11 protein-coding genes are annotated in these 11,979 nt (G+C 36.8%); 2 read left to right on the top strand and 9 right to left on the bottom strand.

All coding sequences use genetic code 11. The features are described from left to right. Window positions 1–4 precede the first annotated feature (4 nt). Window positions 5–1,510, bottom strand: a complete 1,506-nt coding sequence (mqo, locus tag OMO38_RS11340; RefSeq protein WP_264750289.1) for a malate dehydrogenase (quinone) — start codon at window positions 1,508–1,510, stop codon at window positions 5–7. Window positions 1,511–2,309: 799 nt separating this feature from the next. After that, window positions 2,310–3,350: an NAD(P)H-dependent glycerol-3-phosphate dehydrogenase gene (locus OMO38_RS11335; protein WP_264750288.1), complete on the bottom strand. Its 1,041-nt coding sequence runs from the start codon at window positions 3,348–3,350 to the stop codon at window positions 2,310–2,312. A 223-nt stretch (window positions 3,351–3,573) separates the two neighbouring features. On the opposite strand from OMO38_RS11335, the gene OMO38_RS11330 reads away from it, so the two are divergent. Then, entirely contained in the window at window positions 3,574–4,602 is a 1,029-nt protein-coding gene (locus OMO38_RS11330) for a M23 family metallopeptidase (RefSeq protein ID WP_264750287.1), read from the top strand. A 133-nt stretch (window positions 4,603–4,735) separates the two neighbouring features. Here OMO38_RS11330 and OMO38_RS11325 read toward each other — a convergent pair whose 3' ends face one another. From OMO38_RS11325 to OMO38_RS11300, 6 genes are all read right to left on the bottom strand, one after another. Further along, window positions 4,736–5,389: an NAD(P)-dependent oxidoreductase gene (locus OMO38_RS11325; RefSeq protein ID WP_264750286.1), complete on the bottom strand. Its 654-nt coding sequence runs from the start codon at window positions 5,387–5,389 to the stop codon at window positions 4,736–4,738. A 102-nt stretch (window positions 5,390–5,491) separates the two neighbouring features. After that, window positions 5,492–5,902 (bottom strand): Rrf2 family transcriptional regulator, encoded by a 411-nt coding sequence (locus OMO38_RS11320; protein ID WP_264750285.1) that lies wholly within the window; start codon window positions 5,900–5,902, stop codon window positions 5,492–5,494. A gap of 86 nt (window positions 5,903–5,988) precedes the next feature. Beyond that, a complete protein-coding gene (locus OMO38_RS11315; RefSeq protein WP_264750284.1) occupies window positions 5,989–7,455 on the bottom strand; it encodes a class A beta-lactamase-related serine hydrolase in 1,467 nt (488 codons plus the stop codon). Window positions 7,456–7,541: 86 nt separating this feature from the next. Beyond that, window positions 7,542–8,114: a helix-turn-helix domain-containing protein gene (locus tag OMO38_RS11310; protein WP_264750283.1), complete on the bottom strand. Its 573-nt coding sequence runs from the start codon at window positions 8,112–8,114 to the stop codon at window positions 7,542–7,544. Between the two features lie 27 nt (window positions 8,115–8,141). Beyond that, on the bottom strand, window positions 8,142–9,023 hold the full coding sequence (locus OMO38_RS11305; RefSeq protein ID WP_264750282.1) for a hypothetical protein: 882 nt from the start codon (window positions 9,021–9,023) through the stop codon (window positions 8,142–8,144). Window positions 9,024–9,176: 153 nt separating this feature from the next. Continuing rightward, window positions 9,177–9,611 (bottom strand): FKBP-type peptidyl-prolyl cis-trans isomerase, encoded by a 435-nt coding sequence (locus OMO38_RS11300; RefSeq protein WP_264750281.1) that lies wholly within the window; start codon window positions 9,609–9,611, stop codon window positions 9,177–9,179. A 174-nt stretch (window positions 9,612–9,785) separates the two neighbouring features. On the opposite strand from OMO38_RS11300, the gene OMO38_RS11295 reads away from it, so the two are divergent. After that, the gene (locus OMO38_RS11295; RefSeq protein WP_264750280.1) at window positions 9,786–10,787 is read left to right on the top strand and encodes a catalase family protein; all 1,002 of its coding nucleotides are present in this window, start codon (window positions 9,786–9,788) and stop codon (window positions 10,785–10,787) included. 113 nt (window positions 10,788–10,900) lie between these two features. Here the strand turns inward: OMO38_RS11295 and OMO38_RS11290 are convergent, their stop codons facing one another. Further along, window positions 10,901–11,938, bottom strand: coding sequence for a TerC/Alx family metal homeostasis membrane protein (locus tag OMO38_RS11290; protein WP_264750279.1), 1,038 nt, complete (start codon window positions 11,936–11,938; stop codon window positions 10,901–10,903). Between the last annotated feature and the right edge of the window lie 41 nt (window positions 11,939–11,979).

Here is an 11,979-nt window from a genome sequence, read left to right as displayed (position 1 = left end):
TATTTTAATATTTTAGTTCTAATTTTTCTTTACTGTACGCTCTAACTTTTTCGGTAAGTTCAGGGTTTTCTGCCAGTTTCTGTCCATATGACGGAATCATTTCCAATAACTTTTCTCTCCATTCTCCATTCAGTTTTTCAGGGAAACATTTTTCAAGGATATTTACCATTGCAAAAACTGCTGTGGAAGCTCCGGGAGAAGCACCAAGGAGAGAGGCGATCGTTCCTGCCTGATTAACTACGACTTCAGTTCCGAATTCAAGTTTCCCACCCTGTTTTCCGTCTCTTTTAATGACCTGAACACGCTGTCCGGCAACTTTCAGTTCCCAGTCTTCTTCCTTTGCATCTTTTACAAATTCTCTTAAATGCTGAATTCTCTGGGCTTTGGTCATCGCAACCTGCTGCACCAAATATTTCGTCAGCGGAATATTGTGCCACCAGGCTCCAAAAAGAGATCTGATGTTCTTCGTATTGACACTCGCCGGCAAATCAAGATAGTTGCCTTCTTTTAAAAATTTAGTCGAAAATCCGGCAAAAGGACCGAACAGCAATGCTTTTTTACCATCAATAATTCTTAAATCCAGATGCGGTACTGACATTGGTGGTGCGTCAACGGTTGCCTGTGTATAGACTTTTGCCTGATGCTGTTCTACCAACTCTGGATTATGTGTCACCAGCCATTCTCCGGAAACCGGAAAACCTCCGTAACCTTCACTTTCTTTAATATCTGAACTTTCCAATAATGGCAATGCGTAACCTCCTGCTCCTATGAAAACAAAGTCTGCAACCACTTCCTGTTTGTGACTGTGGATTCTGTCTTTCACCTTCATCTCCCACTTTCCGTCATTTCTCGGATCGATGTCTTTCACCTCATGATACAGGAAAACTTCCACATTGGAATCTTCCAGTAAATGTCTTCCCATTTTTCGGGTTAAACTTCCGAAATTCACATCGGTTCCCAAATCCATTTTGGTGGCCGCCAGAACTTCGGTATCATTCCTTTTGCTCATCACCAGAGGAATCCATTCTCTCAATTGATTGTGATCCGTAGAAAATTCCATAGCGGAAAATAACGGAGAATCTTTCATCGCATCGTGACGTTTCTTAAGATATTCAGCATCTTTTTCGCCAAACACCAAACTCATGTGTGCACAGGAATTGATAAAGTCTGAGGGAGTAGAAATATATTTTTTGTCGATTAAATAAGACCAGAACTGTTTTGAAATTTCAAACTGTTCAGCGATTTTTTCAGCTTTAGAAATATCGACTGTTCCGTCTGCACTTTCTGGAGTATAATTGAGTTCGCAGAAAGCTGAATGTCCGGTTCCTGCATTATTCCAGGCAGCAGTACTTTCTTTTGCAAATCTTCCAAGTCTTTCGAAGATGGCGATATTTAGATTAGGATCAAATTCATGAAGTAATGTTGCTAAAGTGGCGCTCATAATTCCACCACCGATTAAAACAACATCGTATTTTGGTTTGGGTGTTCTGCTTAAAATTGTATTCGGCATTCCTTTAAATTTACTACGAATTTCGGGAAAAGATTTTTATTAAATGATTGTTTAATGATTTTTTTAATGCGGTGGATTTTATTTTGAAATTTTATCCTCTTGTGGATGAAGCTATTTTTTCTACAATTAAAATTTCATGAAAATCTGGATGTGTATGTTGCCTTAGTGATTACCGTGAAAACATCAATTATAAAGTAAGTTAATAACCCGGAAAAAAAAGAATTGATTTCCCACAGATTACACAGATTTTCACAGATTGGAAACATACTTTGGGGAGTCTTTTTTCTCGCAAATTGAGCGGATTTTGCAGATTTTTTTATTGGTCAAGAGACGATTTTGAATATTTTTTATTTTTATAATGTTTTAATTCTCGCAAAGCCAAATAAGAATTCTGAATCTTATGTATAAGAAATTATACTAAAGCATCAACTCAGTAAAGAAATGTAAGGTTTTTTAGCGATGATGGATTTGTCAGTTGTCAAAATAATTAAATCCGAGGCTCCACTAAAGCAAAAATGTTTGTAGGAACTGATATATACATTGTAATGAGCTCCGTAGGAGCGGGATGTTTGTGTCATTCTACTTATTGTTTCATACTTCTTTAATTTTCCCTTCGCTCTTACACATCGAATTGCAGCAGCCCGACTTGAACGGAGCTCTTTTTGCCGGAGCAAAGCGGAGGCAAAAAAGCGGGAGCCCTTCGACAAGCTCAGGATAAATTACAGGTGGAAAAGCTGCCATAAAAAAACACCAGCAAATAAATACTGATGTTCTATTTTTGATTTAATCTGAAATATTCTTAGTTCAATTTTGCAGTCAGTTTCTTGAACTGTTTCTCGGCATTTTTACCTTCATACAGAATCGCATAAATCGTGTCAATAATTGGTAGTTCAAGATTTTTCTGTCTTGCTGTTTTGTAAATGGAATCTGCCGCATAATACCCTTCAGCAACCATGTTCATCGACTGAATAGCCGATTTCACGGTGTAACCTTTTCCAATCAGATTTCCTAAGTTTCTGTTTCTGGAGAACAGTGAATAGGCAGTTACAAGTAAATCTCCCAAATAAGCACTTTCATTCACATCTCTAGGAGCCTCATAAATAGCTTCTAAGAATGTCTCCATCTCACGGATGGCATTAGATACGAATACTGCTGTAAAGTTATCTCCATATCCTAAACCGCTTGCAATCCCAGCACCGATCGCGAAAATATTTTTCAGAATCGCACTGTACTCATTTCCTAAAATATCTTTACTTGAATTGACTTTGATAAAATCTGAATTGAATATTCCTACCAGTTTATCAGAAGTTTCATCTTCTACCGTCGCAACGGTGAGGTAAGAAAGTCTTTCCATCGCAACTTCCTCTGCGTGACACGGACCCGCAATGACTGCCTGATTTCTGAAACCGATCTGGAATTCCTCTTTCAGATAATGCGCAACCACATCATTAACCTTAGGAATAATCCCCTTGATTGCTGAAACGAAAATTTTGTCTCTGTACTCGCAAGTCATTTTCTCCATCGTATCTGACAGATAAATAGACGGAGTTGCCAGGACCACTACGTCACAGGCTAAAACCAATTCGTTGATATCTGTGGTCAGTTTTAAATTTTTAAGATTGAAGTTTACTGCTGTAAGATACGTCGGGTTGTGACCGCGAAGTTCGATTGCACCTTTTACAAACTCACTTCTAACGCACCAGTGTACGGTTTTACAGTTTTCAACAAGCATTTTCACAATCGCTGTCGCAAAACTTCCGCTGCCGACAACTCCTACGGAAATGTCTTTTTTAGCCTTTTTTGAGTTTGCAGATTCTGAAATTGTTTTCTTTTTCGCCATAATTCAAGTGTGAACTGCAAATATATTAAAACAAAGAAATACTGAAAGTTTATTGGGATGATAAACGATCTTTTTTGAAAAATTTAACACTGCGACACAATTAAATGATTAAAAATCCGTTAAATAGAGATTATCATAAATTTAAATTAAAGATATCGCTTAAAAATTATTTTTAATTAAATTTGCACCCTTAAAACGGTTTTTAAATTCTAAGAAAGAGAAAATGAAGAAATTTTTAAGAAGCAAAAAAAAGGTAAACATCTTAATTGCAGGACTTTTACTTATTGTTTTTGCACAAAGTATTTTTATCGCCAACCTTTTTTCAAAGAAAGACGATAAAAATTACGAAGTCAATCTGGTGAAAATAAACACCGAAAAAGACAGCGTAGATTACCTGAAAATGAAGACAGACCTCAACTTAGTGGATCAAACAGTAGGACAGCTGAACTCATTTTTAAAATCTAAAGACATTAAGAACGAAAAACTGATGGTTCTTGATAGTGACAGTATCTCAAACTCAATTTATCTGGCAAAACAATCCAACCGATACAGTCAATATCTCATGGATCTACAGAAAAAGCTGATGCAGGTTCCTTTGGGAATGCCAAGTGAAGGTTATATTTCATCGAACTTCGGGATCAGAAAAAATCCAATTCCATTTAAAACGGTTTTTGCATCGGTAAAACCAACCGGAGAATCAAAAACGAATGTGGTCGCTACTACAGCCACTGCAAAAACTGAAGTAAAAGCTGAGCCTTACGAGAAGACCATTGAACTGACGGACAGCTATGGAAATAAGCGCGAAGTAAAAGTAATGGTGACGCCAAAAGCGAAAACAGAAGCTGTAGCGGCTGCACCCACAACTTCATCAGCAAATACTGCTTCTACAACTGCAGCAAGAGCACCAGAAAAAAACAATCCACCTGCAGAAGCTGATCAAATGCAGTTTCACAAAGGTTTAGACATTGCTGTTCCTTTCGGGTCAGATGTGATTGCTACCGCTGCCGGAACGGTTATTTTTTCGGGTCAGAAAGGAGGTTACGGAAACTGTGTGATCGTTTCTCACGGAAATGGACTGGCAACACTTTATGGACATTTATCGCAGTTGGTAGCCAAAGCAAATGATAAGGTAAAAGTGGGACAGGTTATTGCGAAATCCGGAAATTCAGGACGTTCTACGGGACCGCATCTGCATTATGAAGTACACAAAAACAATACTCCGGTGAATCCGAAGCTGTTTATGAATTTATAAATTTCTGGTTTTCAGATTGAACAGTATCGGCGGCCCCAAGGGGGCCGCCGATACTGTTTTTTACAATTTATGATCGTATTTTATCTGATAATTTATTAGGAATATTTGTGGAGGCTTTTTAAACAAAATCGAATTAATAAGCTGCCGTAAAACGTTCACGGATGTGGTTATTCTGTTCCAGTTCATCAACCAATGCAACCGCAACATCTTCCACAGATAAAATACTTCTTCCATTTTCATCGAAAACAGGTGATTCCAGAGACGTTCTGTATTTTCCGGTTCTGATTCCTGCCGTTCCTGGATGCATCTCGATAGCAGGGCTGAAAAACGTCCAGTCCAGAATTTCGTTTTTCTTAATCTCATTTAGATAATCTCTTGCAGCAGTTGCACCCGGTTTGATATCGGCTGGGAAATCCGGACCGTCAACCAATTGCTTTCCGTCGATGAACAGACTTCCTGCCCCACCCACAGTGATAAATCTTTGAACACCCGACTTTTCAACTGCTTTTTCGATGTTTTTACTTCCGTTCAGAAAGTCGTTATAAAGATTTGGATTTGTCCAGCCTGCATTGAATGTGTTGATGACGGCATCATTTCCCTTCAGACCTTCAGCAAGTTCATCAATGTTATTTATATCAATACTTTTGGCAACGACATTTTCTTTCTGTTCAACTTTCGAAATATCTCTTACGATCGCGTCTACAGAATATCCTCTGCTTTCCAATTCTTTTACAACCTGCGTTCCCACAAATCCTGTGGCTCCGATTACTGCTACTTTTTTGCTCATATTTTTATTTTTTATTTAAAGAAGTTTACGATTCTTTCCCATTTATTTTTCACACTCAAAATTAAATGTAATAACTTTTATTACATTTTAAACCAAAAAATTTTACTCAAATTGATTGGTAAATTCCTGAAGAGACTTATCTCCTAAAAAACCTCTGACCAACTGTTCTGTCTGATCAAAAAGCATGCAAAGGTGATTGTTAATATCCTTTCCTATGGGACAGGCCGGATTGGGCTTCTGATTTTTCCTGCCTAACACTTCATTGTTTTTCACAGCTGCATAGATTTCAGAAATTTTAATATCATCGGCACTTTTTGCAAGCTGAGTACCACCCTCTTTCCCTAATCGGCTTGTAATTAATCCGGCTTCACGCAGTTCGCTTAATTCTTTACGGACAATTACAGGATTTACATTAATGCTTCCGGCAATCCAGTCAGAAGTAAGCCACTCCTGAGGAACTTTTGCCAATAAAGTCATAATGTGTATTGCCGTAGCGAATCTTGTATTGCTCATAATAATGAGACAAAGGTAGTAAAATTTTAATTGTAACAAAATTAATTACATTTAAAATTATTTAATTATAATGAATTTGCAATTGGTTATTTCGTTTCTATCGCTACAATCTTTTTTCCTAGATCTCCTAAATAATGATTGATAATAGGTTCATAGATTTTGTATCCGTCGTCAACGTTAGTAAAAATTACCAATCCCTGTTTGGTTTCAGGCAGAATAATGAAAATCGTATTAACTCCTGTATCAGAACCGCCGTGGGATAGCGCAATCCTGTTATTTCCCAAATAATAAATCTCAAAACCAAGTCCGAAATATTTATTTTCTTTGGTCATCAATTGTTTTGTTTTCATTTCTTCGAAAACTGTTTTTGAAAGTAAATCATTATTCATTACAGAAACCAAAAACTGGCTGAAATCTTCCACAGAAGTCGTCAAATCATCAGCTGCGTTTGCGCTTATATTTTTTACGGTATCATATGGTTTTCCGTCTCTGTCGTAACCGATCACAATTCTGCCGGCCTGCTTTTTCTCATTCCAAATATAACCTGTGTCGGTCATCTTTAAGGGTTTAAAAATCATTTCTTCAGTTAATACTTCAAGACTTTTATTAAATTTTTTCTCAACCGCCTTTCTCAAATATTCATATCCTTCACCGGAATACTGGTATTTAGTTCCGGGATCAAAATCAAAACTTAGTTTTTTGTCGGCTTTCTGCCATCTCCAATTTGGAAAACCTGTCTGATGACTTAAAATCATTCTCGCAGTTAATTTTTTATGTCTCGGGTCTTTTGCAATATCAGGGTCTGTAAAATATTTGTAAAGTGGTTCATCAAGATTCAATTTACCAAGGCTTACCAAACGTAAAACGGTCATTGCAGTTACAGGCTTTGTTAAAGATGCTACATTGAAAAGACTATTGTAAGGCGCAGTAATTTTCCCGTCCAGTGTTCCGTAAACCTTGATCTCCTTTAATTTTCCGTCTTCAATAATACCAAGTCCCAAAGTTGGAATATTATTTTCTTTCATTAACTGCTGAAGATTATCTGTCAGTTCTGACTGACCCGGACTCCCATGATCATAACTGAGAACATCACTCATCATCCAATTTCCATCTTTTTTTGTCCAGACTGATGTGAATTTTGCCTGACCGCCCAACACATCTTTTTTATTCTTTTCGCGGATATAAAACTGATGTTCTCCAGTTTGAATAGCACCGTACAATTCGCCGTTATCATACAGAGGAAAAACTTCCAGACTGCTTTCAATCACTTTACGAATCGGTTTCTGATTTGGGTTTCCGCAGATGTTTTGCTTCGTTCTTTCTATGAACAATTTTTTGTCCTGAAAACCACCGTTATCGTGATAAAATTTCAGATTTTCATCCATTGTTTTTTCGAGATAAGCGATGTCGCAATTATTAAAACCACGCTCGAAAAAAAGACTGTCCTGCTTTTTTAATTCTAAAAAAAGTGCTGAGTTTTTCGCAATCTGCGCCTGTAAATTTGTGATAAAAAGAATGAATAAATAAACGCTGATTCTGAGCTTTTTTGTCATTGATTAATTTTTGACAAAGATTCAGAATTTTTTAAATTTAATTAAAAAAAAGAGCCCGACAAAAACCCGACATTTAACTTTGAGGTTTATATCATATTGAAATTCAGCTTATAATAAAGTGCCCGTTTCTTATCGATTTCGTATGCGTTTCTCAAAATAATATACACATTTGCGAGTGCGAGACAAATCATGGTCATCATAACAGACGCTGAACCTAACTTTAGAAAAGCAATCAGCATAAAAACAATCGGTGAAATGATTGCTAAGAATATCTGAAGCGAAATAATCTGTTTTACGATCTGTGATTTCTCTTTTGTAAAAAGCATTATCAATACCGGCGGTAGAAAATTGGCAACAGGAAACCATGCAAGAGGCAGTGAGGAAAGATTAATCATTTTGACTAAATTAGAATTAAAAGTCACCTCTTTCTCAATAATTAGAATCGGTTCTTCAACCTTAATTTCTTCATTTAAAATTTCTGATATCAATAATTTTTTTTCGGAAACATCAAGAGTTGCGGCCAGAGTTTTCAATGTATACCCTTTCGGCTCTGTTCCAGCTTCAATACGCTGAATCGTTCTCACAGAAATTCCTGATTTCTCTGCTAATTCTTCCTGTGTAAGATATTTCGCTTCTCGGATTTTTTTTAACTCTGACATTGCAGAAGCAAATTTAAAGATTCAGAATCACAAAATCAATTTATCTAAATCTAAAAGCAGATAATTGATCGTCTGATTAATTGTTCTTGTGGCAGACTGCATCTGATTGAGCATTGCAGCGCGGTTTTCTAAATCTCCGGCTCGGTAAAATCCGCCATCACTGAAAATCACAGACTGATCTGCTTTTGTCTGCTCGTCATCAAACTGATAATGCAGCCAGCGGTGTTTCATATTTTTTACAATCGAGTGATCCTGTCTGTTGGAAAACTTTTTTTCGGTGTACATATACCAAATAAATGGCGGAAAATTCGGAGATTCCAGTTTTTCATTCCAAACATCTCTCAGAAGATTTCTCTGATGAATAAATTCCACTTTTTTACCTTTCGGATTTAAGGTTGCCAATCCAAAACCTGCTCCCAAAGCACCACCGCTAATGTCGATAGCATTGCTCCAACCCTCGTTTTTCACGATACCACCGGCCACAGACGCGGCGGCACCAGCAACGATTGAATATAAAATCAAACGGTTATTCCGTGAGTCATTCAGATTGTTGACATAACTTCCTATTTGTGCAACACGTTCCCCTTCACAGTCAAACTCAGCCGCTACAGCATCCAGTTCTGTAAGTGCAATGGTAATTTTGCTGTTGATTTTCATTTTCAGCTGAAGAACTTTCACCTGCGAATTTAAGGATGAATCTTTTTTAAGTTCCATAATTTCATTCACCTCATCCAGATTATCTAATGCATTTAAAACCAAAATACTCTGGTCTGAAAATACATTTTTCAGCTTCTGATTAGCTTGCAGAATTGAATCTGCATTGTAGGATGGAATTTTATTGTTGTAATTATACTGAAAAGGTGCTTTACAGTAGCTGTCTTTCAACGTAAGAATATTCTGTTTAATCATCTGATTCTTTTTAGAAACACACGACGTCAACAGAAAGGAAATGGCAAAAAAACAGAAAATCTTCTTCATTCTCATCAGACTTTAAATACTGTCTTCTAAAATAAAAAAATTACCCGAAAAACAGGTAATTTAGTTCAAATATGTACGGTAAAATTATTTAATATCTAACAATTCAACCTGAAAAACAAGAGTACTGTTTGGTCCGATCTCTTTGCTAATCTGCTGATCTCCATACGCCAAATGAGGAGGAATAATCAATCTCCACTTGCTGCCTACAGGCATTAACTGAAGCGCTTCTGTCCAACCTTTGATCACTTTGTTTAAAGGAAATGATGCCGGAGTTCCTCTTTTTACAGAACTGTCGAACACTTTTCCACCGATTGTCGTCCCGTGATAATGGCACTTTACCATAGATTTCGGTCCCGGCTTTGGTCCGTCGCCTTCTACCATGATCTCATACTGCAATCCGCTTGGCAATTCTACCACGCTTTCTCTTTTGCCGTACTCCACCATATATTCCTGACCGTCTTTCAGGTTTTTCTCAGCCTGTTCTTTTTTACGTTTAAATAACATATCTGCTACTCCCATAACTTTTTTTTACAAAGATAGCATTTATAGCGGGAAGCCAGAAGCGCGATTTTGGGAATATATAATTTCAGATTTTAATACAGGATTCGGCCTCTATTTTAAAATTCAAACAAGTTTAATATTCTCTTAACGTAGAATTAAAAACTTGGCGTTATAATTGAGTTTTAAAACAATATGCCAAATCCACTGAAATATAATAAGAACTTTGACAAGCTTTCCTATGAAGAAAAACAACTTCTAGAAAAAAATAAAAAAAGCATTGCAGATTTTGTAGAACATTCTTCTACCCTAAGTGACGTTAATTATGCGACAAGAAATGCTCATGCCAAAACTTATGCAGTTCTGAAAGGAGAATTTATGATCGACCCGGAAATGCGATCTGACCTGCTCTATTTATTTGATAAAGAAAAATACAATATCGTGGTAAGGCTGTCTAATGCTCATTTAAAGGTAAAAAAAGGTAAAAAAGATATTCCTGCTTACGGATTTGCAATCAAAATAAAAGATGATGCAGACCGGACGATTGCCAATTATCCTTTGGTGAATTTTCCTTTGTTCCCGATCAATTCAGTATCAACATTTTTAAAATTATTTACGGCAGTCAATCGGTTCTTTATTAAAAAATGGGGAAACATCACGCCTCTTCTCTCACAGGTCTATCATACATTGCCCAACTTATTTGCTTTATCTTTTCTGAGAAAAAGCATGCAGTTTTTACTTAAAAAGAATGATTTTATGCTGTCTTTCGACTACCATTCGGTCGGTGCCTACCGTTTGGGGGAACACATGATTAAAATAAAATTAAGTCCGAAACATCCACAGAGAAAATTCGGAAGAGATTTGACGACCAGAGAAGCTATTGAAAACTTTTGTTATCGTGAAGATTATGATGCTGATGTGATGATTCAGTTCTGTTACAATCTGAAAGACCAACCCATCAATATTCTGAATCGCGAATGGAAAAATTCGCCATTTATAAAAATCGGAAAAGTGAAGATTGAGAAAAATTCTTTTCTTACTCCCAATACCTGCGATAATGAATTGCTGTCTTTTAACCCTTTTGAAAGTGCAGAAATCTTTCAGCCTGTGGGAAAAATTCAAAAATTAAGAGATGAAGCGTATAAGGTTTCACTGCAGACAAGAAAGAAAATTAATAAGCTTTTGAAGTACAAATAAAGTGAATTGTGAATTTTGCTTTACAGGTGAATGGTCAATTTCTTACCTAGGAAAAAAGTTGAAGGTTTGGATATAAAAAAAGGCTCTACAAATTGTAGAGCCTTTCAAATTTATTATTCTATTGTTTCTTTTTCATCTTCCTTTTTATCGGGGAAAATAATGGAAAGTAATACCGAGATGACCAATACTCCACCTACAATTCCTAACGAAACAGGTGATGATATATGATACCACGGTGCAATTAACATTTTCACACCGATAAAGGCTAAAATAATTGCTAAACCATAAGGCAGTTTGCTGAACATATGAATGAAGTTCGCAAGCAGGAAATACAGAGATCTCAATCCTAAAATCGCAAAAATATTTGAGGTATACAGGATAAAAGGATCATTTGAAATCGCAAAAATTGCCGGAATAGAATCTACCGCAAAGAGTACGTCGGTAAACTCAATTACTGCTACAACAACCAAAAGTGGCGTTGCCATCTTGATTCCGTTTTGTACAGTGAAAAACTTATCTCCGTCATAGTTATCGGAAACTTTCCAGAAACGTTTGATCAGTTTTGCTCCAGCGGTATCGGAGTAATCTTCGTCATCATCACCATCGCCGTCGCCCCACGATTTAATTCCCGCATAGATCAGGAATAATCCGAAAAGAGTCATGACCACGTTGATTCTTACGGCATGACCGAAAATATTCATTTCAGGCAAATACGTCAGATCAATCAATTCAACTCCGGCAAAAATAAAGATTGCTCTGAAGATCAAAGCACCAATAATTCCCCAGAATAAAACTTTGTGATGAAGAAATTTAGGAACTTTAAAGAACCCAAAAACAAGGATAAATACGAAAAGATTGTCGACTGACAACGCTTTCTCAATCCAGTAAGCGGCTTGATACTGCGTAAACTTTTCTACTGCCACAGCATGACTCCCAGCCGTTCCGTCAGTATTGAAAACCCAATAAACAACTCCCGAAAAGATCATCGAAAGAGAAATCCAGACAACAGACCAGATGGTTGCCTCTTTTGAAGAAACCTCGTGGCTTTTCTTATTGAAAACTCCTAAATCTAAGAGCAGCATGATAACTACAGTTACCGCAAATCCCCACACCAACCCTGGGTGTAGATCTAAAATGTTGTGTTGTTCCACTTTATAAATGTGTTATTATATGATAAAAGCAATAGCTGTAA

The sequence above is a fragment of the Chryseobacterium kimseyorum genome (genome assembly GCF_025971945.1).
Classification (GTDB): Bacteria; Bacteroidota; Bacteroidia; order Flavobacteriales; family Weeksellaceae; genus Chryseobacterium; species Chryseobacterium kimseyorum.
This window is presented reverse-complemented; position numbering and strand designations above follow the sequence as displayed.

What these genes read in the sequence shown, in the direction of transcription:
- mqo (WP_264750289.1), bottom strand. Translation starts at nt 1,510, where the DNA reads ATGCCGAATACAATTTTAAGCAGAACACCCAAACCAAAATACGATGTT.
- OMO38_RS11315 (WP_264750284.1), bottom strand. Translation starts at nt 7,455, where the DNA reads ATGACAAAAAAGCTCAGAATCAGCGTTTATTTATTCATTCTTTTTATC.
- OMO38_RS11320 (WP_264750285.1), bottom strand. Translation starts at nt 5,902, where the DNA reads ATGAGCAATACAAGATTCGCTACGGCAATACACATTATGACTTTATTG.
- OMO38_RS11330 (WP_264750287.1), top strand. Translation starts at nt 3,574, where the DNA reads ATGAAGAAATTTTTAAGAAGCAAAAAAAAGGTAAACATCTTAATTGCA.
- OMO38_RS11310 (WP_264750283.1), bottom strand. Translation starts at nt 8,114, where the DNA reads ATGTCAGAGTTAAAAAAAATCCGAGAAGCGAAATATCTTACACAGGAA.
- OMO38_RS11300 (WP_264750281.1), bottom strand. Translation starts at nt 9,611, where the DNA reads ATGGGAGTAGCAGATATGTTATTTAAACGTAAAAAAGAACAGGCTGAG.
- OMO38_RS11305 (WP_264750282.1), bottom strand. Translation starts at nt 9,023, where the DNA reads ATGATTAAACAGAATATTCTTACGTTGAAAGACAGCTACTGTAAAGCA.
- OMO38_RS11295 (WP_264750280.1), top strand. Translation starts at nt 9,786, where the DNA reads ATGCCAAATCCACTGAAATATAATAAGAACTTTGACAAGCTTTCCTAT.
- OMO38_RS11335 (WP_264750288.1), bottom strand. Translation starts at nt 3,350, where the DNA reads ATGGCGAAAAAGAAAACAATTTCAGAATCTGCAAACTCAAAAAAGGCT.
- OMO38_RS11325 (WP_264750286.1), bottom strand. Translation starts at nt 5,389, where the DNA reads ATGAGCAAAAAAGTAGCAGTAATCGGAGCCACAGGATTTGTGGGAACG.